The 24,958-nt window shown below is 72.0% G+C and carries 25 protein-coding genes; 20 read left to right on the forward strand and 5 right to left on the reverse strand.

The window, feature by feature from the left end; translation table 11 throughout:
- The first annotated feature begins 117 nt into the window (after nt 1–117).
- On the forward strand, nt 118–1,119 hold the full coding sequence (locus tag ACSU6L_RS30310; RefSeq protein WP_437061909.1) for an FKBP-type peptidyl-prolyl cis-trans isomerase: 1,002 nt from the start codon (nt 118–120) through the stop codon (nt 1,117–1,119).
- Between the two features lie 22 nt (nt 1,120–1,141).
- Here ACSU6L_RS30310 and ACSU6L_RS30315 read toward each other — a convergent pair whose 3' ends face one another.
- On the reverse strand, nt 1,142–1,486 hold the full coding sequence (locus ACSU6L_RS30315) for a hypothetical protein (RefSeq protein WP_437061911.1): 345 nt from the start codon (nt 1,484–1,486) through the stop codon (nt 1,142–1,144).
- A gap of 127 nt (nt 1,487–1,613) precedes the next feature.
- Here ACSU6L_RS30315 and ACSU6L_RS30320 point away from each other — a divergent pair, with 127 nt between their 5' ends.
- The 14 genes from ACSU6L_RS30320 (at nt 1,614) to ACSU6L_RS30385 (ending at nt 15,037) form a co-directional block, all read left to right on the forward strand.
- Entirely contained in the window at nt 1,614–1,985 is a 372-nt protein-coding gene (locus ACSU6L_RS30320; RefSeq protein ID WP_437061913.1) for an FKBP-type peptidyl-prolyl cis-trans isomerase, read from the forward strand.
- Between the two features lie 210 nt (nt 1,986–2,195).
- Nucleotides 2,196–3,173, forward strand: a complete 978-nt coding sequence (locus tag ACSU6L_RS30325) for a helix-turn-helix transcriptional regulator (RefSeq protein WP_437061915.1) — start codon at nt 2,196–2,198, stop codon at nt 3,171–3,173.
- An 18-nt stretch (nt 3,174–3,191) separates the two neighbouring features.
- The gene (locus ACSU6L_RS30330) at nt 3,192–4,223 is read left to right on the forward strand and encodes a helix-turn-helix transcriptional regulator (protein ID WP_437061917.1); all 1,032 of its coding nucleotides are present in this window, start codon (nt 3,192–3,194) and stop codon (nt 4,221–4,223) included.
- Nucleotides 4,220–4,510 carry a hypothetical protein gene (locus tag ACSU6L_RS30335; protein WP_437061919.1) on the forward strand — a complete coding sequence of 97 codons (291 nt, stop codon included), beginning with the start codon at nt 4,220–4,222 and terminating at the stop codon, nt 4,508–4,510. Before ACSU6L_RS30330 ends, ACSU6L_RS30335 begins: the two co-directional genes overlap by 4 nt.
- 20 nt (nt 4,511–4,530) lie before the next feature.
- Nucleotides 4,531–4,725 carry a hypothetical protein gene (locus tag ACSU6L_RS30340; protein WP_437061921.1) on the forward strand — a complete coding sequence of 65 codons (195 nt, stop codon included), beginning with the start codon at nt 4,531–4,533 and terminating at the stop codon, nt 4,723–4,725.
- Between the two features lie 297 nt (nt 4,726–5,022).
- Nucleotides 5,023–5,307, forward strand: a complete 285-nt coding sequence (tatA, locus tag ACSU6L_RS30345; protein ID WP_073942050.1) for a Sec-independent protein translocase subunit TatA — start codon at nt 5,023–5,025, stop codon at nt 5,305–5,307.
- A 47-nt stretch (nt 5,308–5,354) separates the two neighbouring features.
- Nucleotides 5,355–6,308 carry a twin-arginine translocase subunit TatC gene (gene tatC, locus ACSU6L_RS30350; protein WP_437061923.1) on the forward strand — a complete coding sequence of 318 codons (954 nt, stop codon included), beginning with the start codon at nt 5,355–5,357 and terminating at the stop codon, nt 6,306–6,308.
- A gap of 30 nt (nt 6,309–6,338) precedes the next feature.
- Nucleotides 6,339–7,229: a diacylglycerol kinase gene (locus tag ACSU6L_RS30355; RefSeq protein WP_437061925.1), complete on the forward strand. Its 891-nt coding sequence runs from the start codon at nt 6,339–6,341 to the stop codon at nt 7,227–7,229.
- Nucleotides 7,230–7,269: 40 nt separating this feature from the next.
- Nucleotides 7,270–10,122 carry a DEAD/DEAH box helicase gene (locus tag ACSU6L_RS30360; RefSeq protein WP_437061927.1) on the forward strand — a complete coding sequence of 951 codons (2,853 nt, stop codon included), beginning with the start codon at nt 7,270–7,272 and terminating at the stop codon, nt 10,120–10,122.
- A 334-nt stretch (nt 10,123–10,456) separates the two neighbouring features.
- The gene (locus ACSU6L_RS30365) at nt 10,457–12,127 is read left to right on the forward strand and encodes an ATP-binding protein (protein WP_437061929.1); all 1,671 of its coding nucleotides are present in this window, start codon (nt 10,457–10,459) and stop codon (nt 12,125–12,127) included.
- Complete coding sequence (locus tag ACSU6L_RS30370; RefSeq protein WP_073942045.1) at nt 12,124–12,534, forward strand: roadblock/LC7 domain-containing protein; 411 nt, start codon at nt 12,124–12,126, stop codon at nt 12,532–12,534. Before ACSU6L_RS30365 ends, ACSU6L_RS30370 begins: the two co-directional genes overlap by 4 nt.
- The gene (locus tag ACSU6L_RS30375) at nt 12,531–12,923 is read left to right on the forward strand and encodes a DUF742 domain-containing protein (RefSeq protein WP_437061932.1); all 393 of its coding nucleotides are present in this window, start codon (nt 12,531–12,533) and stop codon (nt 12,921–12,923) included. Before ACSU6L_RS30370 ends, ACSU6L_RS30375 begins: the two co-directional genes overlap by 4 nt.
- Nucleotides 12,904–13,524 (forward strand): GTP-binding protein, encoded by a 621-nt coding sequence (locus tag ACSU6L_RS30380; protein ID WP_437061934.1) that lies wholly within the window; start codon nt 12,904–12,906, stop codon nt 13,522–13,524. The genes ACSU6L_RS30375 and ACSU6L_RS30380 overlap by 20 nt, the downstream gene beginning before the upstream one ends.
- Nucleotides 13,525–13,558: 34 nt before the next feature.
- The gene (locus ACSU6L_RS30385; protein ID WP_437061936.1) at nt 13,559–15,037 is read left to right on the forward strand and encodes a cytochrome P450; all 1,479 of its coding nucleotides are present in this window, start codon (nt 13,559–13,561) and stop codon (nt 15,035–15,037) included.
- 3 nt (nt 15,038–15,040) lie between these two features.
- On the opposite strand, the gene ACSU6L_RS30390 is transcribed toward ACSU6L_RS30385, so the two are convergent.
- The 3 genes from ACSU6L_RS30390 to ACSU6L_RS30400 form a co-directional block, all read right to left on the reverse strand.
- On the reverse strand, nt 15,041–15,970 hold the full coding sequence (locus tag ACSU6L_RS30390) for an RluA family pseudouridine synthase (RefSeq protein ID WP_437061938.1): 930 nt from the start codon (nt 15,968–15,970) through the stop codon (nt 15,041–15,043).
- Nucleotides 15,971–15,992: 22 nt separating this feature from the next.
- Nucleotides 15,993–16,844 (reverse strand): siderophore-interacting protein, encoded by an 852-nt coding sequence (locus tag ACSU6L_RS30395; protein ID WP_437061940.1) that lies wholly within the window; start codon nt 16,842–16,844, stop codon nt 15,993–15,995.
- A gap of 212 nt (nt 16,845–17,056) precedes the next feature.
- Nucleotides 17,057–18,001 (reverse strand): 5'-3' exonuclease, encoded by a 945-nt coding sequence (locus ACSU6L_RS30400; RefSeq protein ID WP_437061942.1) that lies wholly within the window; start codon nt 17,999–18,001, stop codon nt 17,057–17,059.
- A 192-nt stretch (nt 18,002–18,193) separates the two neighbouring features.
- Here ACSU6L_RS30400 and ACSU6L_RS30405 point away from each other — a divergent pair, with 192 nt between their 5' ends.
- The 4 genes from ACSU6L_RS30405 (at nt 18,194) to ACSU6L_RS30420 (ending at nt 22,892) form a co-directional block, all read left to right on the forward strand.
- The gene (locus ACSU6L_RS30405; protein ID WP_437061944.1) at nt 18,194–19,270 is read left to right on the forward strand and encodes a quaternary amine ABC transporter ATP-binding protein; all 1,077 of its coding nucleotides are present in this window, start codon (nt 18,194–18,196) and stop codon (nt 19,268–19,270) included.
- The gene (locus ACSU6L_RS30410; RefSeq protein WP_437061946.1) at nt 19,263–21,086 is read left to right on the forward strand and encodes an ABC transporter permease/substrate binding protein; all 1,824 of its coding nucleotides are present in this window, start codon (nt 19,263–19,265) and stop codon (nt 21,084–21,086) included. The genes ACSU6L_RS30405 and ACSU6L_RS30410 overlap by 8 nt, the downstream gene beginning before the upstream one ends.
- Nucleotides 21,087–21,606: 520 nt before the next feature.
- Nucleotides 21,607–22,173 (forward strand): helix-turn-helix domain-containing protein, encoded by a 567-nt coding sequence (locus ACSU6L_RS30415; protein WP_073942036.1) that lies wholly within the window; start codon nt 21,607–21,609, stop codon nt 22,171–22,173.
- Nucleotides 22,173–22,892, forward strand: a complete 720-nt coding sequence (locus ACSU6L_RS30420) for a helical backbone metal receptor (RefSeq protein WP_437061948.1) — start codon at nt 22,173–22,175, stop codon at nt 22,890–22,892. The genes ACSU6L_RS30415 and ACSU6L_RS30420 overlap by 1 nt, the downstream gene beginning before the upstream one ends.
- On the opposite strand, the gene ACSU6L_RS30425 is transcribed toward ACSU6L_RS30420, so the two are convergent.
- Entirely contained in the window at nt 22,804–23,928 is a 1,125-nt protein-coding gene (locus ACSU6L_RS30425; protein WP_437061950.1) for a TDT family transporter, read from the reverse strand. The genes ACSU6L_RS30420 and ACSU6L_RS30425 overlap by 89 nt on opposite strands.
- A gap of 70 nt (nt 23,929–23,998) precedes the next feature.
- Here ACSU6L_RS30425 and ACSU6L_RS30430 point away from each other — a divergent pair, with 70 nt between their 5' ends.
- A complete protein-coding gene (locus ACSU6L_RS30430) occupies nt 23,999–24,946 on the forward strand; it encodes a LysR family transcriptional regulator (RefSeq protein WP_437061952.1) in 948 nt (315 codons plus the stop codon).
- Nucleotides 24,947–24,958 lie beyond the last annotated feature (12 nt).

Genomic DNA, 24,958 nt, shown 5'->3' on the forward strand with positions numbered 1-24,958 from the left:
CGGGCTGAATGCCGGAACGCCACACGGGCGCCGTACGTTACCCGTACGGCGCCCTTCTCACGCCGTAGAGTTGCGCGCACGCCATCAACACGATCGATCGATTACGAGGCCCCCACCGTGCGCCGACGCTCACTGATGATTGCCGTTCCCGCTGGACTGGTCACGCTCGCCGGATGCGGCGAGGACAAGGCCGATTCGAGCAAGGCCACCGACGGCGCCTCGCCCTCGGCGCCGGACGCGTCCGCCGCGCCGTCGCCGAAGATCGTCGACGGTCCGCTGCCGGCGATCACCGCGGGCACGAAGTTCGACGAGAAGCCGACGGTCGCCAAGGGCAGCGGTGACCCGTCGAAGGACCTCGCGGTGAAGACGGTCATCGCGGGAGGCGGTCAGACCGTCGCGGAGGGCGACTACGTCCAGGCGAACTACCTGGGTCAGATCTGGGCCACCGCGAAGGTCTTCGACAACTCCTACGACCGTGAGACGCCGCTGGTGATCCAGCTCGCGCAGGGCAGCATCATCGACGGCTGGCGGTATGCGCTGACCGGCAAGAAGACCGACAGCCGGGTCCAGTTCTCGGTGCCCCCGACCTGGGGTTACGGCGAGCAGGGCCAGTCCCAGGCGGGCATCAAGGGCACCGACACGCTGGTCTTCGTCGTGGACCTGCAGGCCACCTTCAACGCCAAGAGCTCGGCCAAGGGCACCGAGGTCGACCAGGACGACGCCGACCTGCCCGAGGTCGGCACCAACACGGACGGCAAGGCGCCGTCCGTCGAGGTCCCGAAGACGGACCCGCCCGGGAAGCTGGTCGCGAACTACATCCTCGAGGGCGACGGCGCGGCGGTCGGCGCCGAGGACAGCGTGCTCGTGCAGTACAAGGGCGTGCAGTGGGACAACGGCAAGGAGTTCGACTCCACGTACAGCCGCAAGGCGCTGACGTCCTTCTCGCTCCAGCAGGTCGTCAAGGGCTGGTCCCAGGGGCTGACCGGCAAGAAGGTCGGCAGCCGCGTACTGATCGTGATCCCGCCGGACCTGGGCTACGGCGACAACCCGCCGGAGGGCAGCGGCATCGCCAAGGGCGCGACGCTGGTGTTCACGGTGGACATCCTCGCCAAGATGTGAGGCGGCCGGTCACCGGCGGGGCTCAGTCCGCGCGGGAGCCGGGCCTGGTGGCGCGCCACGCCAGGAGCGTCCCGCCGGTGCCGTAGGCCAGGAGCAGGACGCCGTTCCTCGCGTCCTCGCGCCGCTCCAGGGACTGGGCGAGCCGCTGCTGCTCGTAGTTCCGGGTCCCCACGCCGAGCGTTCCGTCCAGCACGGCGCACCGGGTGTCCCCGGGCCGCATCGGTCCGGGGCGTTCCTCCCCGTCCTCGCCGGCGTTCTCCCCGGGGCAGACCACTTCCGCCGAGGCCGTCAGGGCACTCAGGAGGCTTCCGGCTCCCCAGAGAGCCGGTATGAGGAAGCACGCCACCAGGGCCACTCTGTGGTTCACGCGGCGAACATACCGGAGCCGGCCGGGTCGGCAACCTCCGCCTTCGATGGAGTGGCTGGTCACGGGTGGGCCGGGTGGGATGAAAGACTGGCCGCGTTACTTGTCGTACACACGCAGGAGCGAAGACGTGAGCATCGATAAGCCCGAGATCGACTTTCCGGGCGGCGAGCCCCCGGCGGACCTCGAGATCAAGGACATCTGGGAGGGCGACGGCCCGGTGGCGCAGGAGGGCCAGACCGTCACCGTCCACTACGTGGGTGTCGCCTTCAGCACGGGTGAGGAGTTCGACGCGAGCTGGAACCGGGGCACCCCGTTCCGCTTCCCGCTGGGCGGCGGCCGGGTCATCAAGGGCTGGGACCTGGGCGTGCAGGGCATGAAGGTCGGCGGCCGCCGCCAGCTGACCATCCCGGCCCACCTCGCCTACGGCAACCAGAGCCCGACCCCGGCGATCAAGCCCGGCGAGACGCTGATCTTCGTCGTCGACCTGCTCGGCGTCTGATCGCAGTCCGATCGCCGCCTGATCGTCGTACGGGGGTCGGGAACGATCAGAAGACGTTCCGATCCTCGTGCGAGGCGCGTACGGGAGCCGACCGGTTCCGATCATCCGGGGCCCATGCCTGTCCAGGCGTGGGCCCTCGGCTTTTGTCACGGCACCCCGGAGCGGTACGGTCAACGGTCGGAAGCACCATAGGGAAGGCGAAGGGCGTCGATGGCCATTGCCAAGGCCGAGCGGCTGATGAACCTGGCGCTGTGTCTGTTGGGGACGCGGCGTCCGCTCAGCAAGCGCGAGCTGCGCGAGTCCATCGAGGCCTACATGGAGGCCTTCGGGCCGGACAGGGGCGTGCCCGGTTCCGACGACTCCTTCAACCGGATGTTCGAGCGGGACAAGGACGACCTGCGTGAGCTGGGGCTCGTCATCGAGACCGTCGAGAACCTGGAAGGCGAGGTCGGCTACCTGGCCCGCCGCGACAGCAACCGCCTCCCGCCCATCACCCTCGACGCCGAGGAGGCCGCCGCCCTGGGCCTGGCCGCCAAGGTGTGGCAGCAGGCCCGACTGGCCGGCGCGGCCAGCGGCGCCCTGCAGAAGCTGCGCGCGGCCGGACTGCCGGAGGACGTGGACCCCTACGAGGCCCACGGCGCCCTGGAGCCGCGCATCCCCGTGCACGAGGCCGCCTTCGAGCCGCTGATGCTGGCCTGCCGCGACCGCCGTCCCGTCGTCTTCGAGTACCGCAAGGCCAACGCCGCGCAGCCCGAGGCCCGGCACGTCGAGCCGTGGGCGCTGGAGTGCTGGCGCGGCCACTGGTACCTCGCGGGCTGGGACCGCGACCGGGGCGCGGAGCGGGTGTTCCGGCTGTCCCGGATCACCGGCAAGGTGCGCTCGCGTGGCGCCCGCTTCACCGCGCCGGTGCCCGACGTGGTCACCGTGCGCGAGACCGTCGCCGGCTGGGCGGGCGAGACCGCCGACCGCAGCGCGCGCATCCGGCTGCGCGCCGGCGCCGGGTACCCCTTGCGGGCGAAGGCCACCGCGGTCCGGGAACTCGACGACGGCTGGGACGAGTTGGAGATTCCGTACGGGCACGGGCTGGACGCCTGGCTGGTGGAGTTCGGGCCGGACGTGGTGGTGCTGGAGCCCGCGGAGCTGCGGGCCGACGTGGTGGACCGGCTGCGCGCCGTCGCCAAGGGCTGAGGGGGAGGGGGACGGACAGTGGCAGGCAGACCGGTCAGGCCCGTGAACGCGATCGACCAGACGCGGCGGATGCTCTCCCTGGTGACGTATCTCAAGGAGCGCCCCGGCGCCCGGATCGAGGACGTCGCCCGCGCCTTCGGCATCACCGAGGAGGAGCTGGTCTCCGACCTCGACGTGCTGCCCATGTGCGGCACCAGCTTCCGCGGCGGCGACCTGCTGGACATCGACACCGACGGCGAGCGCATCTGGTGGCACAACCCGGCCGCCCTCGGTGCGGAGGCGGCCGAGCCGCTGCGGCTCGCCGCCGACGAGGCGACCGCTCTGCTGGTGGCCGCCCGCGCGGTGGCCACCCTGCCCGGGCTGCGCGAGAGCGACCGGCAGGCCCTGCTGCGGGCCACCGCCAAGGTGGAGACCGCGGCGGGCGAGGCGGCGGGCGCCAGCTCCCGGCTGTCGGTGACCTTCGAGTCGGAGGGCGGGGTCTTCGCCGACGTCGACCGGGCGATCTCCGAGCGCCGCCGGCTGTGGATCCGCTACTACTCGCCGGCCCGCGACGAGGTCACCGAGCGCGAGATCGACCCCATCCGGCTGGTCAGCGTCGGCCACACCTATGTCGAGGCGTGGTGCCGCCGCTCCGAGGCGCGCCGCACCTTCCGGCTCGACCGGGTCGCCGAGATCCGCATCCTCGACGAGCCCTCCGCGCCGCCCGAGATCGAGCTGCGGGACCTGTCCGAGGGGCTGGTGCAGCCCGCGGCCGAGGACCCCGAGGTGATCGTCGAGGTCGGCCCCGGCGGCCGGTGGGTCGCCGAGTACTACCCGCACGACAGCGCCGAGGAACTCCCGGACGGCGGTCTGCGGATCACCCTGCGCACCCCCGACCCGGCCTCGCTGCGCCGCCTCGCGCTGCGCCTCGGCCGGGACGGACGGATCGTCGCCCCGGCCGAACTGGCCGAGAGCGCCCGCCGGGTCGCCCGCGAGGCGCTGGCCGCGTACGACGGTCTCGAAAACCCCGTTCACGACGAGCTGTTCGACAGGCAGGAGCAGGGACTGTGAGCGAGTCGGCGTCCGGCGTCCGCGGTGTGTCGGTGGCCTCGGCGTTCGCCGGGATGCGCAGCGCCACCCCGGTGGTGTTCAAGGCCGGCTGCCCGGACTGCCGGGGCCGCTTCGAACTCGCTGCGAGCGCCCTGCGGCTGGCCATCGGCGCCAGCAGCCGTACGACGTTCTACTCGTTCACCTGCCCCGAGTGCGGGGCGGCCGTCCGCAAGCCCGCGGGGGAGCGGATCGTCGAACTGCTCACCGGCGGCGGCGTGCGGACCCTGCGGCTCCACTCGACGGTCTAGGACGGTCTAGGCTCGGCGTCATGTTCTGGCCGATGTTCGCGGTTGCTGTGGGTTTCCTGGGTCTTGCCGTTCTCGGTGTGCTCGCCGTGCGGGTCTTCGTGGAGGCGCGGCGCCTCGGCCTGCAGGTCGCCGACTCCGCGCGCCGCATCAACCGCGCCGCCGAGGACCTGGAGCGCGCCGCCGTCAGCGCGGCCCGCTCCGCGGACGCGCTGTGAGCCGCACCGGGAGCCGCGCTGTGAGCCGCGTCGCGGGTCGCGCTGTGCGGCCCCTGTGAGTCCGGTGAGTTCATGTGCTTTGGGCCGCTTCGCCCTGTCGAGTCGGCCCACCTGCCAGGTACGCTGCTGGTCGCGGTCCGGAAAACGAGGCCCGGATCGCGAACCGGGAGTACGCACGGGGATTGCCGGACGTTTACCCCTGAGCGTTACGATCGCTGCCAGCACGGTCGTTCGGACACCTGTCCGACCGGTCGGACAGCCGCCCACCCACCCGCCTCGGTGAGAAGGTAAAAGCTTATGTTCGGGAAGCTCGGAGCCCCCGAGATCATTCTCATCCTCGTCGTCATCATCCTGCTGTTCGGCGCGAAGAAGCTTCCGGACATGGCCCGCTCGCTCGGCAAGTCCGCGCGCATCCTCAAGAGCGAGGCCAAGGCGATGAAGGAGGACGGCAAGTCCTCGGCCCCGGCCGACCCGCCGAACAACTCCGACGAGCAGCCCGCGCAGCGCGTCATCCAGGCCGCCCCCGGCGACGTGACCAGCTCCCGCCCGGTCACCGAGCCGACGGACACGACCAAGCGCTGACGCAGGGCCGGTGACCTCCGGCCCGCCGCACGAGATGGGAACGTGGGTTGCTGAAGTCTGCCCGCAAGCAGGAGAAGGATCCCGAGGGGCGGATGCCCCTCGCGGAGCACCTTCGTGAGCTACGCAACCGGCTCGCGAAGGCGTTGCTGGCGATCGTCGTCGTCACGGTCGTCGCCGCCTTCTTCTACAACGACATCATCAACTTCTTCACCGAGCCGATCCTGAAGTCGGTCGGCTGCAAGGAGTCCTTCGAGGAGCTGGCGAGGCTGCCCGAGGACGCCAAGGACCCGTGCGCGCAGATCACGATCAACGGTCTGCTCACCCCGTTCACACTGGCGCTGAAGGTGTCCCTGATGGCCGGTGTCGTGCTGGCCGCACCGGTCTGGCTGTACCAGCTGTGGGCCTTCGTCGCGCCCGGTCTGCACAAGCACGAGAAGAAGTACGCCTACGCGTTCGTCGGCACCGGTTTCCCGCTCTTCCTCGGCGGCGCCTTCTTCGCCTACAAGGTGCTGCCCACCACGGCGAAGGTCCTGATCGAGTTCACGCCGTTCGGCGTCGACAACCTGCTGCCGCTGGACGACCTGCTCGACCTGGTGACCCGGATGGTCATCGTCTTCGGCCTCTCCTTCGAGCTGCCGCTGCTGCTGGTCATGCTCAACTTCACCGGCGCCATCTCCGGCAAGCGGATGCTCGGCTGGTGGCGCGGCATGATCATGGGCATCACGGTCTTCGCGGCCATCGCCACGCCCAGCACCGACCCGCTGACCATGCTGGCGCTCGCCGGGCCGATCTGGATCCTGTACTTCGGCGCCGTGGTCGTCTCGCTCGTCAACGACCGCCGCCGCAGCCGCCGTGAGGCCCTGGGCCCCGCCGACGACGAGGCCTCCGAGCTGGACCTGACCCCCGAGGACATCGGCGAGATCGAGGCGGTCGCCGCCGCCCCCGCGCTGCCCGAACAGGCGACCAGGGACCGGGTCAACGGTTATGACGACGTGACCTGAGGAGCGGGACGCACCTCGTAAGGTCACTGCGTGACCAGCGAGATCACTCTCTTCGTCAACCCCACCGCGGGCCGCGGCCGGGGCGCCCACGCGGCGCAGCCGGCCGCTTCCGCGTTGCGGGCGGCCGGTTTCTCGGTCCGGACGGTCCTCGGGGAGGACGCCCGGGACGCCCTCGCCCGCGCGCGGGCCGCCGTGGCCGGCGGCACCGGTGCCCTGATCGCCGTCGGCGGGGACGGCATGGTCAACCTGGCCTTGCAGGCCGTCGCCGGCACCCGCACCCCGCTCGGCCTGGTCGCCGTCGGCACCGGCAACGACTTCGCCCGCGCCCTCGGTCTGCCGGTGCGGGACCCGGCCGCCGCGGGCCGGCTGATCGCGGACGCCCTCAAAGAGGACCGGCTGCGCGACATCGACCTCGGCCGGGCCGGGGACCGCTGGTTCGGCACCGTGCTGGCCTCCGGCTTCGACTCCCGCGTCAACGACCGGGGCAACCGCATGCGATGGCCCGCCGGCCGCCTCAAGTACGACCTCGCGATGCTCGCCGAAATGGCCGCCTTCCGGCCGTTCCGGTACCGGATCACCCTCGACGACGGAGCCGCGCGCGAGGTCGAGGCGACCCTGGTCGCGGTCGGCAACGGATCGTCGTACGGCGGCGGGATGCGCATCTGCCCCGGTGCCGACCTCGCCGACGGGCTGTTCGACGTCACCGTCGTCGGGGACTGCTCCCGGCGCACGCTGCTGCGGGTCTTCCCGACGGTCTATCGGGGCGGGCACGTCGACCACCCCAAGGTCACCGTGCACCGCGCGGCGACGGTCGAGCTGGCGGCCGAGGGGATCACCGGGTACGCCGACGGCGAACCGCTGGGACCGCTGCCGCTGACCGCGCGCTGCGTGCCCGGCGCGGTCCGGGTCGCGGGCCCCTGAGCTGGGGCTATCGCCGGATTCACAGGACCGGATCCCGATAATGATCGTCCTGTTGTCAGTGCGGCCCGGTACGCTCGAAAGCACGATGACACAGGACCTCTCACCGGCCGAGCGGTACGCGGCAGCCCGCAGGCGGGCAGCCGAGCAGGCCACCGCGCTCGCGTCCTTCCGCGAGATGTACGACTTCGGTCTCGACCCCTTCCAGATCGAGGCCTGCCAGGCCCTGGAGGCGGGCAAGGGCGTACTGGTGGCCGCTCCCACCGGCTCGGGCAAGACGATCGTGGGCGAGTTCGCCGTCCACCTCGCCCTGCGACAGGGCAAGAAGTGCTTCTACACAACGCCTATCAAGGCGCTGTCGAACCAGAAGTACAACGACCTGTGCCGCCGCTACGGCACGGAGAAGGTCGGCCTGCTCACCGGCGACAACAGCGTCAACTCCGGCGCCCCGGTGGTCGTGATGACCACCGAGGTGCTGCGGAACATGCTGTACGCGGGCTCGCAGACCCTCCTCGGCCTGGGCTACGTGGTCATGGACGAGGTGCACTACCTCTCCGACCGCTTCCGTGGCGCGGTCTGGGAAGAGGTGATCATCCACCTGCCCGAGTCGGTGACGCTGGTGTCACTGTCGGCGACCGTGTCCAACGCGGAGGAGTTCGGCGACTGGCTGGACACCGTCCGCGGCGACACCGAGGTGATCGTCTCCGAGCACCGGCCCGTCCCGCTGTTCCAGCACGTCCTCGCCGGGCGCCGGATGTACGACCTGTTCGAGGAGGGCGAGGGCCACCGCAAGGCCGTCAACCCCGACCTCACGCGCATGGCGCGCATGGAGGCCACCCGGCCGTCGTTCCAGGACCGCCGGCGCGGCCGGGCGATGCGCGAGGCCGACCGGGAGCGGGAGCGGCGGCAGCGCTCGCGCGTGTGGACGCCGAGCCGGCCCGAGGTCATCGAGCGGCTGGACGCCGAGGGGCTGCTCCCGGCGATCACCTTCATCTTCAGCCGCGCCGCCTGCGAGGCCGCCGTCCAGCAGTGCCTGTACGCCGGACTGCGGCTCAACGACGAGGCGGCACGGGAACAGGTGCGGTCGCTGGTCGAGGAACGCACCTCGTCGATCCCTCCGGAGGACCTGCACGTCCTCGGGTACTACGAGTGGCTGGAGGGCCTGGAGCGCGGTATCGCCGCCCACCACGCGGGCATGCTGCCGACGTTCAAGGAGGTCGTCGAGGAACTGTTCGTCCGCGGGCTGGTCAAGGCCGTCTTCGCCACCGAGACGCTGGCGCTGGGCATCAACATGCCCGCCCGGTCGGTGGTGCTGGAGAAGCTGGTCAAGTGGAACGGCGAGCAGCACGCCGACATCACCCCGGGCGAGTACACCCAGCTGACCGGCCGCGCCGGGCGGCGCGGCATCGACATCGAGGGTCACGCGGTCGTGCTGTGGCAGCGCGGCATGAGCCCCGAGCACCTGGCGGGCCTGGCGGGCACCCGGACGTATCCGCTGCGCTCCAGCTTCAAGCCGTCGTACAACATGGCGGTCAACCTGGTCGAGCAGTTCGGGCGGCACCGCTCGCGCGAGCTGCTGGAGACGTCGTTCGCCCAGTTCCAGGCCGACAAGTCGGTCGTCGGCATCTCCCGGCAGGTGCAGCGCAACGAGGAGGGTCTGGACGGCTACAAGGAGTCCATGACCTGCCACCTCGGCGACTTCGAGGAGTACGCGCGACTGCGCCGGGAGCTGAAGGACCGTGAGACCGAGCTGGCCCGGCAGGGCGCGGCGCAGCGGCGCGCCGAGGCCGCCGTCGCGCTGGAGCGGCTCAAGCCCGGCGACGTCATCCATGTGCCGACCGGCAAGTACGCCGGGCTGGCGCTGGTGCTCGACCCGGGGCTGCCGGCCGGGCGGTCCAACGGGCACCGGGGCCTGGAGCACCACGACGGGCCGCGCCCGCTGGTGCTCACCGCCGAACGGCAGGTCAAGCGGCTGGCGTCGATGGACTTCCCGGTGCCGGTGGAGCCGCTGGACCGGATGCGGATCCCGCGCTCGTTCAACCCGCGCTCGCCGCAGTCCCGACGGGACCTGGCGTCCGCGCTGCGCAGCAAGGCCGGGCACATCCCGCCCGAGCGGCACCGCAAGCGCCGCTCGCAGGCCGCGGACGACCGGGAGATCGCGCGGCTGCGGGCGGCGCTCAGGGCGCACCCGTGTCACGGGTGCAACGACCGTGAGGACCACGCGCGCTGGGCCGAGCGGTACCACCGGCTGCTGCGGGACACCAAGCAGCTGGAGCGCCGCATCGAGGGACGCACCAACACCATCGCCCGGACCTTCGACCGGATCGTCGCGCTGCTGACCGAGCTGGACTATCTGCGCGACAACGAGGTCACCGAGCACGGCAAGCGGCTCGCCCGGCTCTACGGCGAGCTGGACCTGCTGGCCAGCGAGTGCCTGCGCGCCGGGGTCTGGGAAGGGCTCGGCCCGGCCGAGCTCGCCGCGTGTGTCTCGGCGCTGGTGTACGAGGCGCGGGTCGGTGACGACGCGCTCGCCCCGAAGCTGCCGTCCGGCAACGCGAAGGCCGCGCTCGGCGAGATGGTGCGGATCTGGGGGCGGCTGGACGCCCTGGAGGAGGAGTACCGCATCAACCAGACCGAGGGCGTCGGGCAGCGGGAGCCGGACCTCGGGTTCGCGTGGGCCGCGTACATGTGGGCCTCGGGCAAGGGCCTCGACGAGGTGCTGCGCGAGGCGGAGATGCCGGCCGGTGACTTCGTGCGGTGGTGCAAGCAGGTCATCGACGTGCTCGGGCAGATCCAGGCGGCGGCCCCCGCGGAGGGGTCGACCGTGCCGAAGGCCGCGCGCAAGGCGGTCGACGGGCTGCTGCGGGGCGTCGTCGCCTACTCGTCGGTGGGCTGACCGCGGTTCGCCGCGCCCCCGAAGGGGTCTCACGAAAGCCGTTCACCCTCCTGGGTGAACGGCTTTCGTATGCCCGTTCGCTGTTACGCAGGGTGCGCGAGTGATCTCCTGGCGTGTAAATGGAAACGAGCGTACTCCGTGTCCGCGGCCCGTTTCAGGCGGTTGCTGAATATGACACGGCGATGATCCGGTCGGACTAAGCTCGCCCGCAGCGCACCGAGTTGCGGTGTATTCGTGCGTCTGTTCCCAATCGTCTTGATTACCCAGACATTTCCATGACTCTTCCCCCCGCAAGCTCGCCCGACACCCAGCCGATTCGTTTCAGAGGGCCCACATGGTGAGTGTTCAACCCACACCCCGACGCCGTGAACTCCCGTACGCACGTGTGCTGTTGCCACCGGCCATAGTGATGGCGGCGGCGACCGGAGCCGCCGTCGCCGTGGTGGCGCACTCGGCGCGGCTCGCGGTCGGCCTGTGCGGCGGCATCGCCACGCTGCTGGTCGTGCTGACGGCGGCCGAGGCGGCCCGCCGGGGTCGCGCGCTCCGCGCCCAGCAGGACGAACACGCCCGGCGCAGCGCGCAACTGGAACAGCGCCTCGCCGACCGGGACCAGGTCCTCGTGGTGCTCACCGAGGAGATCCTGCCCACCGCCCTGCACATGACGCGCAAGGGCCTGCCCCCCAGGGAGGTGTTCATCCGCCTGGAGCGGCACGTCCCGGCGTTCCGCCAACTCGGCGCGCTGCACGCCTCACTGCTGCGCCAGGTGCTGAAGGCCGTCGACAGCGAGGCGGTCATGCGCGACGGAGCCCAGCGCTCCTTCGTCCACGTCGCCCAGCGCGTCCAGGCCATCGTCCACCAGCAGGCCAAGGAACTCCGCGAGATGGAGGAGGACCACGGCCGCAACCACGAGGTCTTCCAGGACCTGCTGCGCATCGACCACGGCAACGCCCTGATCGGCCGTCTCGCCGACACCGTCTCCGTGCTCGGCGGCGGCCGCCCCGCACGCCAGTGGCCCCAGCCCGTCGCGCTCTACAGCGTGCTGCGCGGCGCCATGTCCCGCATCCTCGAGTACAAGCGCATCGACCTGAAGTCCATCGCCAAGGTCAACATCAAGGGCACCGCGGTCGAGCCGATCATCCACGCCTGCGCGGAGATCCTCGACAACGCCACCCGCTACTCGCCGCCGACCACCCAGGTGCACGTCACCGCGCACGAGGTGCAGTACGGCGTGGCCATCGAGATCGAGGACTGCGGCCCCGACCTCAACGAGGAGTCCAGGCTGCGGCTCGAGAGGCTGCTGGAGAAGGCCATGGACGGCACCGACCTCGAGGTGATCACGGACATTCCCCAGCTGGGCTTCGCCGTCGTCGGCCGTCTGTGCAAGGAACACAACATGCAGATCTCCCTGCGCGCCTCGGCGTACGGCGGTCTGCGCGCGGTGCTCGTAGTGCCGCGGAACATGATGACCGACGAACCCGGCGTGCTCGGCTTCGTCCCGCACGGCATCGGCGCCCAGTCCGTCGCGGATCGCCCGAAGGGCGCGCTCGCCGGTCCCGCGCGCAAGCCCAAGATCCGCCGCCCCACCAACCCGCGCATCCCCGCCACGGTGTCCATGGAGGACGACATCCCCGTGGTCACCGAGTGGACCGAGCAAGGCCTGCCGCAGCGCCGCAGCCGGGTCAAGACCCCGCTCAGCCAGCGGATCGCGGAGGAGGCGGCGTTCGACCAGGCCGTGAAGGAGGCGGCCGAGCGGGCCGCCGAACGGGCCAGGCAGGACCCGTGGGCGCCGGTCGAGCCCGAGCCGGAGCCGGAGCCCGAGAAGGAACTGCCGCCTCCCGGCCTGTGGGTCGAGTCCTTCTGGGCGGGCCTGCGGAAGAACAACCCGGGTGACCCGACCGCCTTCACCCGCAACCCCACCGCGTATCTGCACCTGCTCGACGAGAACAAGGACGACAAGGACGAAACGGCCCGCACTGAGGCCGACGACGAGGGGGACCTCACGTGATTCAGCAGCGAGGGAACATCGACTGGATGCTCCGGGACCTCGTCGACGGGACCATCGGCATCGAGATGATCGTGGTGCTGTCCGCCGACGGACTGCGGATCGCGCGCTACGGCGGCGACCCCGACGCCGCCGACCGTGTCGCCGCCGCCTGCGCCGGCATGCAGAGCCTCGCCCACGCCATCACCGACGAGATCCAGGCCAGCGAGAAGAGCGAGATGCGGCTGCTCGTCATCGAGGTGGACGGCGGCTACTTCTACCTGATGTCCGCCGGCGCCAACGCCTATCTCGCCGTGCTCGCCGACGTGCGGACCGACCCCGGGCTGATGAGCGGCCGGATGCGTGACCTGGTCCTGCGGCTCGGCACCCATCTGACCAGTCCGCCCCGGCGGAACGGGCAGTCCGTATGACGCCTCCGCAACGCCAGAGGCGCCACCCGCAGCAGGAACCCGCCCCGGCACCCCCCAAGGAAGGCGAGGGCAAGAACCCCGAGCGGCTGTACCTGATCGGCGAGGGCGGCTCTCCCGCCGAGATGGACCTGGTCACGTTGATCGTGGCGCGCGGCACCCCGCCCACCTCGCTGCCGCCCGAGCAGGCCGCGCTGCTCAGACTGTGCGAGGCCCCGCTCTCCGGGGCCGAGCTGTCCGCCTACCTCGAGCTGCCGTTCAGTGTGGTCTCCGTCCTGCTGACCGACCTGTTGGCGGCCGGACTGGTGCAGGCGCGCGCCCCGATCGTCCGCCAGGCGCTCCCTGACCGTTCCCTCCTCGAAGCGGTGATGCATGGACTTCAAAAGCTCTGACACCATTCCCGGCCCACGCGCCGAGGACCAGCTGCCGCACACGGCACAGGCCGCGGTGAAGATCGTGATCGTCGGCGGTTTCGGGGTCGGCAAGACCACCATGGTCGGCTCGGTCAGCGAGATCCGGCCGCTGACCACCGAGGAGACCATGACGCAGGCCGGTATCGGGGTCGACGACAACTTCGGCTCCGACACCAAGACCGCCACCACCGTGGCGATGGACTTCGGCCGGATCAGCATCTCCGAGCAACTCGTGCTGTACCTGTTCGGCACCCCCGGCCAGGAGCGGTTCTGGTTCCTGTGGAACGGCCTGTTCGAGGGCGCTCTCGGTGCGGTCGTCCTCGTCGACACCCGGCGCCTGGAGGTCAGCTTCGACGTGATGGGGCGGCTGGAGGAGCGCGGCGTGCCGTTCGTGGTGGCCGTCAACTCCTTCCCCGACGCGCCCCGTTACCCCGCCGAGGAACTGCGCAAGGCACTCGACCTCGCCCCGGAGATCCCCATCATCGACTGCGACGTCCGCCGCCGGGCCTCCAGCCGGGACGTCCTGATGACCCTGATGCGCTTCCTGCACTCCCTCGCCCTGACCGGCCGGCTCACCTGACGCCCCTCCCCGAAAGCCTGGAAAGCGACCCACCGTGACGTCTGACATCCCCACCACCACCGGTACGGACGGCCTCACCCTCGACCCGCCCCCCGGGTGCCCCGCGCACGGCATCGGCCGCGGCGGAATGAACCGGCTCTACGGCCCCGAACCGATCGACCTGCGCTCCCTGTACGAGGAACTGCGCGAGGAGCACGGCCCGGTGGCGCCCGCGCTGCTCCACGACGACGTGCCGATCTGGGTCGTCCTCGGCCACGCCGAGAACCTGCGGCTGGTCGGCACGCCCGCGGTCTTCAGCCGGGACAGCCGGATCTGGACCCCGCTCCTGGAGGGCCGGGTCAAACCCGACCACCCGCTCATGCCGCACATCGCCTGGCAGCCCATCTGCTCCCACGCCGAGGGCGACGAACACCGGCGGCTGCGCGGCGCGGTCACCAACGCCATGGCGCCCATCAATCACCGCCACCTGCGCCAGCACATCTACCGCTACGCCCAGGAACTGGTGAACAAGTTCTGCGAGCGCGGCGAGGCCGACCTGGTCCACCAGTACGCCGAGTACCTGCCGATGGCCGTGATGTGCGAGCTGCTCGGCATGCCCCAGGAGTACAACGACCGGATCGTGCACGCCGCCCGCGACATGCTCAAGGGCACCGAGACCGCGATCGCCAGCAACGCCTACATCATGGAGGCCCTGGGACGGCTCACCGCCCGCCGGCGGGCCGAGCCCGACGAGGACATCGCCGGTCTCCTCGTCGCCGACCCGGCCGGGCTCACCGACGACGAGGTCAGGGAACACCTGCGGGTGGTGCTGATCGCCGCCTACGAGGCCACGGCCAACCTGCTCTCCAACGCGCTGCGCATGGTGCTCACCCACCCGGGCTTCCGGGCCCAGCTGAACGGCGGGCAGATGACCGTCGGCCAGGCCGTCGAGCAGTCCCTGTGGGACGAGCCGCCGTTCAGCACCGTCTTCGCCTACTTCGCCAAGCAGGACACCGAGTTGGGCGGCCGGCAGATCCGCAAGGGCGACGGACTGCTCTTCGCGCCCGCGCCGGGCAACGTCGACCCGCGGATCCGGCCCGACCTGAGCGCCAACATGATGGGCAACCGCGCCCATCTCGCCTTCGGTGGCGGTCCGCACGAGTGCCCTGGTCAGGACATCGGCCGTGCCATCGCCGACGTCGGTGTCGACGCCCTGCTGCGGCGGCTGCCGGACGTGCGGCTCAATTGCGAGGAGGACGAGCTGGAGTGGCGGGAGTCGATCGCCTCGCGCCATCTGGTGCAGCTGCCGGTGCGGTTCGGGGCGACGCTCCAGCAGGACGTGGACCAGATGCCGAGCCACACGCCGAACCCGCCGAAGACATGGGACCGGCCGTTCCCGGAGCCGGTGATCTCCGCCCCGCAGCCCGAGCCGCAGCCGCAGCCGCAGCCGGAGCCCGAACCGGCGCCGGAGCCGGAACCCGCTCCCAGGCAGGGCCTCTGGCAGCGGTTCCGGCGCTGGTGGGGCGGCTACTGACCGCTACTGACCGGGCCAGGCGGCGAGCGTCCGCGTACTGCGGAAGCGGTGCGTCACCCCCGTCACCGGATCGGTGAACTCCAGCTCCCGCGCGAGCAGTTGCAGCGGGCTGCGGAAGTCGCCGGGCGGGACGGGGGCGGCCACCACCGGGTAGAGGGGGTCGCCGAGGATCGGCACGCCGAGCGCGTTCATGTGCACCCGCAGCTGATGCGTCTGCCCGGTGCCGGGCACCAGCCGGTACCGGGCGAGACCGGCCCGGTGTCCGAGCAGCTCGATCCGGCTGACCGCGTTCGGCTCGCCCTCGACCTCGACCGCGGTCAGTGAGCCGCGCTCCTTGACGATCCGGCTGCGCACGGTCCGGGGCAGGGCGAGCGACGGATCGTACGGGGCGACCGCCTCGTACTCCTTGCGTATCAGCCGGTCCCGGAACAGCGTCTGGTACGCGCCCCGCTCCTCGGGGCGCACGGTGAACAGCACCAGCCCGGCGGTGAGCCGGTCCAGCCGGTGCGCGGCGCCGAGCGTGGGCACGCCCAGCTCGCGGCGGAGCCGGGCCAGCGCGGTCTCGGTGACATGGCTGCCGCGCGGGGTGGTGGCGAGGAAGTGCGGCTTGTCCACGACGACGATGTGCTCGTCGTGGTGCACGATCCGCAGCGGGAACGGCACCGGCACCTCTTCGGGCAGCTGCCGGTGGAACCACACGAACATGCCGGGCTCGTACGGGGTGTCCGCCGCGACCGCGGCACCGTCCGCCCCGACGATCCCGCCGGCCTCGAACATCCCGTCGACGACGCCGGGACCCGCGCCCGAGAGCCGCTCCACGAGATGGTCGCGGACGGTGGCCCAGGGGCCGTCGGCGGGCAGCCGCACCCGCACCGGGTCGACCCCCTGGCGCTGGGGGAGCGGGGCGGGCGGAATACGGGTCCTGCGTCTCATCGCGCTCCAGCGTAGGGGCCGGTCACGCGGCGGACGCGTCCGCACCCTCCTGCTCGGCCTCGATCCGCGCGTTCCAGTCCCGCTTGGAGGCCTGCCAGCCGTCCTCGTTGTGGCCGAGACGCCAGTAGCCGGAGATCGACAGGTCCTCGCGGGGGACCTGGTGCTCGATGCGCAGCAGCCGGCGCAGCTCCTTCACGCAGGCGGCCTCGCCGTGCACGAAGGCGTGCACCCGGCCCTGCGGGAAGGGCAGCGCGCGGACGGCCTCCACCAGGGCCTCGCCGACGGGCCGGTCGCCGCGGTGCAGCCAGACGACCTCCGCGTCGGAGTTGATCTTCTGCTCCTCCTCGGGGCCGGCGACCTCGATGAAGGCCCGGACGTCGGCGCCGTCGGGCAGTGCCTCCAGCGCGGCGGCAATGGCGGGCAGGGCGCTCTCGTCACCGGCGAGCAGATGCCAGTCGGCGTCGGGGTCGGGGGCGTAGGCGCCGCCGGGGCCCATGAAGCGGACGGTGTCGCCCGGCCGGACGCGCATCGCCCAGGGGCCGGCCAGGCCCTCGTCGCCGTGCAGCACGAAGTCCAGGGTCAGTTCCCGCACCTCCGGGTCCCAGGCGCGCACGGTGTAGGTCCGGGTCACCGGCCACTGCTCGCGGGGCAGTTCCTCACGGATCCGCTCAAGGTCGAACGGCTCCGGGTAGGTGATGCCCTCGTTCGGCGGGAACAGCAGCTTCACGTAATGATCGGTGTGGGTGCCCGCGGTGAACTGCGAGAGGCCCTCACCGCCGAGCACCACGCGCTGCATGTGCGGGGTGAGCCGTTCGGTGCGCACGACCTGGGCCGAGTGGGCCCTCCGCGGCTTCCTGGCCGGACGTTCTGCCATGACGGCCTCCCTGATCCCTGAACTTAGGCTTACCTAAGTTAACATCTTCCCCCGCTCGGCTGACACCACTCCCTACGGTCTTTATGTGTGCGTGTCGCGCCACGATCACCCGGCGCATGCCTGTGCGGCGGCCGCGTGCGGCCACCCGCGAGCCCCGAGTGCCCTCCCGCCGACGGCGCAAGCCCACTCGCCGGTCGCTCCCCGACCGGCGCTCACGCCCCGAGCGTCCCCAGCAGTCGCCGGAGTGAGCCGCCCAGGCCCCAGCGGTCGGCCAGGGTGTCGAGGGATGCCGGGTCGTGGGGGGTGCGGGGGAGGGCGGTGTCGACGTCCGGCAACGGGACGTCGGTGGCCACGCGGACCACCTTCGGGGCCACCGCCAGGTACGGCCGGGCCTCGGTCAGCCGCTTGCGCTGGGTGGGGGTGAGGCGGGCGCCCGGGTCGTCGGCCGCCGCCTGGATGCCGGCGAGGTCGCCGAACTCGGCGAGCAGCTTGGCGGCGGTCTTCTCGCCGATGCCGGCCACGCCGGGCAGGCCGTCGCTGGGGTCGCCGCGCAGCAGTGCCAGATCGGCGTACCCGCTGCCGTCGACGCCGTACTTCTCGCGCAGCCAGGCCTCGTCGGTCACCTGGAGGGTGCCGACGCCCTTGAGCGGGTACAGCACCCGCACCCCGCGCGCGTCGTCCACCAGCTGGTACAGGTCGCGGTCGCCGGTGACGATGTCGACCGGGCCGGTGGCGCGCGCGGTGAAGGTGCCGATGACGTCGTCCGCCTCGTACTCCGCGACGCCCACGCGGGCGATGCCGAGTGCGTCGAGCACCGCCTCGATGACCGGCACCTGCGGGGACAGCGTGTCGGGCACCTCCTCCTCGTCCGGGCCCGCCGGGCGCTCCTCGGCGACCCGGTGCGCCTTGTAGGACGGGATCAGGTCGACCCGCCACTTCGGGCGCCAGTCGGCGTCCATGCAGGCCACGAGGTGCTCGGGGCGGTGGTCCCGGACCAGGCGGTCGATGAATTCCAGCAGTCCGCGCACGGCGTTCACCGGCGTGCCGTCCGGGGCCTTCACGGACTCCGGGACGCCGAAGTAGGCGCGGAAGTAGAGCGAGGCGGTGTCGAGGAGCATCAGTCGTCCGGTCACGCCTCGCATCATGCCGTACGCCACCGACAGCCCCGCCCGTACCGGCGACGCGGCAACGCGTTGCGCCCTGCGCCTACCCCGTGAACTGGGCCACTTGCGAGTTTGGGGTGAGGGAAGCCGGGCAGGCGCCGCCCCTGAGCGATGCCGGTTGCGCGTTCAACTGTTACGTGTGCCCCCATCGCTCTGTTTTGTCGCCGTCCATGACGAGAGGTACGTGTGTCATCCAGGCTTGAGGCCGAGCATCTGTACAAGGTGTTCGGCAGACGACCGGACCAGGCGGTCGACCGGCTCCGCGCCGGCGCGGACCGCGAGGAACTGCGTGCCGACGGCACCACCGCCGCCGTGATCGACGCCTCCTTCACGGTGGAGCCCGGTCAGATCTTCGTCGTCATGGGCCTCTCCGGATCCGGCAAGTCCACCCTGCTGCGCATGCTCAACGGGCTGCTCGAACCGACCGCCGGAGCCGTCCGCTTCGACGGCCAGGACCTGACCGCGCTCGGCGACCGCGAGCTGCGCGAGGTCCGCGCCCGCAAGATCAGCATGGTCTTCCAGCACTTCGCGCTCTTCCCGCACCGCAGCGTGCTCGAGAACGCCGCCTACGGCCTGGCCGTGCAGGGCGTGCCCCGCGCCGAGCGCGAGCAGCGCGCCGGCGAGGCGCTGGCTCTGTGCGGTCTGGCCGGCTGGGAGAAGTCCTGGCCGGACGAGCTGTCCGGCGGCATGCAGCAGCGCGTCGGCCTGGCCCGCGCGCTCGCCACCGACGCCGACCTGCTCCTGATGGACGAGTCCTTCAGTGCCCTGGACCCGCTGATCCGCCGTGACATGCAGGACCAGCTGCTCACCCTGCAGCGGACGCTGAAGAAGACGATCGTGTTCATCACCCACGACCTGAACGAGGCCATGCGCCTCGGCGACCGCATCGCCGTGATGCGCGACGGCCGGATCGTGCAGACCGGCAGCGCCGAGGACATCCTGCTGCGCCCCGGGAACGACTACGTCGCCTCCTTCATCCAGGACGTCGACCGCTCCCGGGTGCTCACCGCGGGCGCGATCATGGACACCTCCGTCACCGGCGACGGCCCCCTCTGCCGCTGCGAGACCGCGACCCCCGAGACGCCGTTCGCGGAGCTGTGCGCGATCAGCGCCCGGCTGTCGCACCGCGTGTCGGTCGTGGACGAGGCGAACCGGGTCGTCGGCGTCGTGCCGCGGCAGCGGCTGCTCGGCTTCCTCGGCGACGAGACGGCCGGCCCCGCGGCCTGCGACAACCCGGACGGGAAGGTGACCGCCCATGCCTAGGCTGCGTCTCGGCGACTGGGTCGACTCCGGTGTCGACTGGCTGCTGACCCATGTCTCGTGGCTCTTCGACGCCGTCAAGACGGTGGTCGAGGGCATGTACGACGGCATCGACGCCGTCCTGAACGCGCCCGAGCCGCTGCTGCTCGCCGGCATCCTCGCCGTCCTGGCCTGGTGGCTGCGCGGTCTCGTCGCGGGCGTCCTCGCCTTCGCGGGCTTCGCCCTGGTCGACTCGCTCGGCCTGTGGGAACGGGCCATGTCGACCCTGTCCCTGGTCCTCGTCGCGACCGTCATCGCCCTGGTGATCGCCGTCCCGCTGGGCATCTGGGCGGCCCGTTCGCGGCGGGTCAGCGCGATCGTACGGCCGGTCCTGGACCTGCTCCAGACCATGCCGTCGATGGTGCTGCTGATTCCCGCCATCCTCTTCTTCGGACTGGGCACCGCCGCCGGTGTCATCGCCACGCTGATCTTCGCGATAGCCCCCGGCGTCCGGATGACCGAGCTGGGCATCCGCCAGGTCGACAAGGAGCTGGTCGAGGCCGCCGAGGCCTTCGGCACCACGCCGCGTGACACCCTGCTGCGGGTGCAGCTGCCGCTCGCCCTGCCGACCATCATGGCGGGCGTCAACCAGGTGATCATGCTGGGTCTGTCCATGGTCGTCATCGCCGGCATGGCCGGCACCGGCGGCCTCGGCGGCGCGGTCAACGAGGCGATCGGCCAGCTGGAGATCGGCTACGGCTTCGAGGCGGGCGTCGCCATCGTCGTCCTCGCCATCTACCTGGACCGGATGACCAGCGCCCTCGGCACGCAGATCTCCCCGCTGGGCCGCCGCGCCGCCGCGAAGGCCCGGGCGGCGGGCCGCCAGAAGGTGTGGACCTACCGTCCCCGCCCGGCCGTCCCGGTCGTCGGCGTGGCCGTCCTCGCCCTGGTCGCGGGCGGCATGGGCGTCCTCGGCTCCTCCGCCGGCACCGCCGAGGCCTCCGCCTCGGACGTCGGCAAGGGCAAGGAGATCACCATCGGGTACATCCCGTGGGACGAGGGCATCGCCTCCACGTACCTCTGGAAGGAGATCCTGGAGCAGCGCGGCTTCGACGTGACGACCACCCAGTACGCGGCCGGCCCGCTCTACACCGGCCTCGCCACCGGCCAGGTCGACTTCCAGACCGACTCCTGGCTGCCGACGACGCACGCCGAGTACTGGAAGAAGTACGGCAAGCAGCTCGACGACCTCGGCAAGTGGTACGGCCCGACCTCCCTGGAACTGACCGTCCCGGCGTACATGAAGGACGTCAACACCCTCGACGACCTCAAGAAGCACGCCGACGACTTCGGCGGCAAGATCGTCGGCATCGAACCCAGCGCCGGAATGATGGGCCTGCTCAAGGACAAGGTACTCGAGGAGTACGGCCTGGAGGGCGACTACGACGTCGTCGACGGCTCCACGCCCGCGATGCTCGCCGAGCTGAAGCGCGCGTACGCCAAGAAGCAGCCGATCGTCGTCACCCTGTGGTCACCGCACTGGGCGTACAGCGACTACGACCTGAAGAAGCTGAAGGACCCCAAGGGTGCCTGGGGCGAGGGCGACGGCGTGCACACCCTGGCCCGCAAGGGCTTCGCCGACGAGAACCCCGAGGTCGGCCGGTGGCTGAACGACTTCTCGATGACCGAGAAGCAGCTCACCGGCCTGGAGGCGCGGATCCAGAAGGCCGGCAAGGGCGGGGAGCAGGACGCCGTCCGCGCCTGGCTGAAGCAGAACCCCGGCCTGGTGGACCGGTGGGCGCCGGTCGACGGCCAGGGCAAGAGCCAGGCGGCCGGGTGACCTGACGGACACCGGCCGCCGGGACGAGGGGCGGGCCACCCACACGATCCGTGTGGTGCGGCCCGCCCCTCGCGGCATGAGATACGCCGCACGGCGCAGGCGCCGACGAAAAGGATCCGGACAACCACGAAGCGCTACGCCCTCGCCCAGGCCCGGACGTACGGCCGGCGGGAACATCGGGGCCCGGGCCCGCATTGAACTGAGCGGGATCCCGGAAGCCGGCAGGAGCACGGCCACATCCCGGCGGCCCGGCGCCGATCACCGCCCCACGAGCCGCCCGCCCCCGCTGGGCAGCCTCTTCGTCCCGGAGGGGAGGCCTCCGGCCCGGCGCGTTCACAGGAGCTGATCCACTGGCGCGAACTGTGAGGTCGCACCCCGCGCGATGTGTCGTCGATGCGACGGGCGCATGAAACGGTTTGCCGAACATGCGTAGGGTGCAGAGAAGTACTCATCGGCATGAACGCGCCGGGACGACCGGGCAGACGATCCGCGACGACGAGCGAAGGAGGGAGCCGGAGCGATGGGCGACCACAAAGAGCAGCCCCTTCGGGTGGGCGCGGCCGTCCGGCGGCGGCGCCGGGCCCTGGAGCTCACCCTCGCCGTCGTGGCCGAACGCAGCGGCCTGTCGGTGCCCTTCCTGAGCCAGGTCGAGAACGACAGGGCGCGGCCCAGTCGCAGCTCCCTGGAGAAGGTCGCCGACGCCCTGCGCACCACCGCGGTCGAGCTCCTGGCCGCCGCCGACCCGGCGTGCAGCGTCGACGTGGTGCGCGCCGAGGAGACCGAGCCGGCGCCCGACCCGCAGGTGCGCTCCCTGGTCCGCGGCCACCACCAGATGCACGCCTCCGAGTTCACCGGCGACCACGACGCCGGGCGCGAGTTCCAGCACCGCAACGACCAGCTGATGTACGTCGCGGACGGCGCGGTCGAGATCGAGGCGGAGGGCCGCGCGTACCGGCTCGGCCGGGGCGACACGCTGTACCTCACCGGCGGGGTGCGGCACCGCTGGCGGGCCACCGTGCCGGAGACCCGGGTCCTCGTCGTCGCCGTCGCCGAGCACATCGAGGCCGTCCAGGACCGGCCCCGGTAGTGCGGGTCGTCTCGCTGGTGCCGTCGCTGACCGAGGCGGTGGCGGTGTCCGTGCCCGGGGTGCTGGCCGGCGCCACCGACTGGTGCAGCCATCCGGCCGACCTGGACGTGCCCCGCGTCGGTGGCACCAAGAACCCCGCGATCGAGCGGATCGTCGCGCTCGCCCCGGACCTGGTGATCGCCAACGAGGAGGAGAACCGCGCCCCCGACGTGGACGCCCTGCGCGCGGCGGGCGTCGAGGTGCTGGTGACCGAGGTGCGGGACGTGCCGGGGGCCTTCCGGGAGCTGGCCCGGGTGCTGGCCGCGTGCGGTGCGCCCGGCCGGCCCCGCTGGCTGGACGAGGCGGAGGCGGCCTGGTCGGCGCCGCCCGCACCGGAGCGCCGTACGACGGCCGTCGTGCCGGTCTGGCGGCGGCCCTGGATGGTGCTGGGCCGGGACACCTTCGCGGGCGACGTGCTCGCGCGGCTCGGCGTCGACCACCTGTACGCCGGCCACGCCGACCGCTACCCGCGTGTCCCCGTGGACGAGCTGGTCGCGGCCCGCCCGGACGTGGTCGTGCTGCCCGACGAGCCGTACCGCTTCACCCCGGACGACGGCCCCGAGGCCTTCCCCGGACTGCCCTGCGCACTGGTCAGCGGACGGCACCTGACGTGGTACGGGCCGTCGCTCGCCGAGGCGCCGCGGGTGCTGGGCGCGGCGCTGCGAGCAGCCGTCCGCTGAGCAGCCCGTGCGCCGTGCGTACGGCGGCGGTGGTCCAGGCGGCGACCAGCAGGCCGTACAGCAGGACGGCGATCCCCTGGAAGACGACCAGCCCGGTGTGCCGGGCCAGCGACTCGGTGCCGGTGACACAGGTGCCGACGGGGAACGTGAACGCCCACCAGGTCAGGGAGAAACCCATGCCCTGCCGCCGGGCCCGCACCACGTGCGCGGTGGCGAGCCCCAGCCACAGCAGCGCGAACCCCATGACCGGCACCCCGTACAGCACGGCGAGCACCGCGAACCCGTCGCCGTACGAGGCCGGGACGACACCGGGGGCGACGTCGGCGAACATGCCGACCGCGGTGGTGGACTGGCCCAGCGGCCCCAGCACCAGGAAGAGGGTCGGGGTCAGCGCCAGGGGCAGCGGGCCGGCGGTGATCAGCCGGGCGAAGACCAGCGGCAGCATGAGCAGCGTCGCGAGCATGCTCAGCCCGAACAGCGCGACACAGGCGAACAGCAGCGTCTGCCGGGCCTGGCCGGGCGGCAGATGCGGCACCAGCAGCGGCCCGACCGCCGCCGACACCATCGGCGCGACCAGCGGCAGCAGCCACACGGGCGTCGCCTGGTGGGGCTCCACGCGATGCCGTACGGCCATCAGGTACGGGACGGCGACCGCCGAGGCCAGCCCCACCGCCGTACCGGCCGTGTACAGGGCGGCGCCGAGCGCGACCGCCGCCGTCGCGCCGATCCAGTCCCGGCCGAGGGACAGGGCGCCGCCGCCCACCGACACCAGGGCCATGGCCAGGCAGCCGTAGAAGGGGGCGGCGGCCGCGTCGAGGAGGTGGGCGCGCGCCTGGTCGCGGTGGTGGATCCAGTGCAGGGCGCGGGCGGCGAGCAGGGTCACCAGCACGACCAGGGCGAGAGCCCACACGGCGGTGCAGGCGGTGCGCGCACCCCGGCCGGGCAGGGGGAGCGTGGCGCCGGCCGTGGCGACGACGGCGGTCCCCATCACGGAGGCGTACCAGTTGGGGCCGAGGTGGCGTACTGCGGTGACCATGCCCCCACTGTCCAGGGCTCGAAGGGCTCCCACCAGGGATGATCTTTCTATGGGGGCATAAACTGGTCTTATGAGCAGCACGGGTGGCACGAGTGGGCGGAACGGTACGGAGGGGGCCGCGCCGACCGGGTCGCTGGCACACCGGGTGCCCGACCTGGGGGCGCTGGAGCTGCTGCTGGCCGTGGCGCGGCTGGGCAGCCTCGGTGCGGCGGCCCGCGAGGTCGGCATCACCCAGCCCGCGGCCAGCAGCCGGATCCGCTCCATGGAACGCCAGCTGGGTGTCGCCCTGGTGGACCGCTCCCCGCGCGGCTCCCGGCTCACCGACGCCGGGGCACTGGTCACCGACTGGGCCCGGCGGGTCGTGGAGGCGGCGGAGGCCTTCGACGCGGGGGCGCAGGCGCTGCGGGACCGGCGTGACTCACGGCTGCGGGTGGCGGCCAGCATGACCATCGCCGAGTACCTGCTGCCCGGCTGGCTGCTCGCGCTGCGCGCCGAACGGCCCGACACGGCGGTGTCGCTGCTCGCCGGCAACTCGACGGCCGTGGCGGAACGGCTCCTCGCGCACGAGGCCGACCTCGGCTTCGTCGAGGGCCTGACCGTGCCGGCGGGCCTGGACTCGGCGGTCGTCGCGCGCGACCGGCTCATCGTGGTCACCGCCCCAGGCCACCCCTGGGCCCGCCGCCGGCTGCCGCTGTCGCCGGACGAACTGGCCTCGACCCCGCTCGTGCTGCGCGAGAAGGGCTCCGGCACCCGCCAGGTCCTCGACGCGGCCCTCGGCGGCCTGGCCCGCCCGCTGATCGAGCTGTCCTCCACGACCGCGGTGAAGGCCTCCGCCGTCGCCGGCGCCGGCCCCGCCGTGCTGAGCGAGCTCTCCGTGCGCGAGGAACTGTCCACCCGCCGCCTGGTGAGCGTCCCCGTGGACCGCGTCCGCCTCCGCCGCGACCTGCGCGCGGTCTGGCGCACCGGCCACCGCCCGACGGGACCGGCGCGGGACCTGCTGTCGCTCACCCGGAGGTAGCCGCCGCGCCCG

It is taken from the genome of Streptomyces sp. enrichment culture (genome assembly GCF_964272855.1).
Classification (GTDB): Bacteria; Actinomycetota; Actinomycetes; order Streptomycetales; family Streptomycetaceae; genus Streptomyces.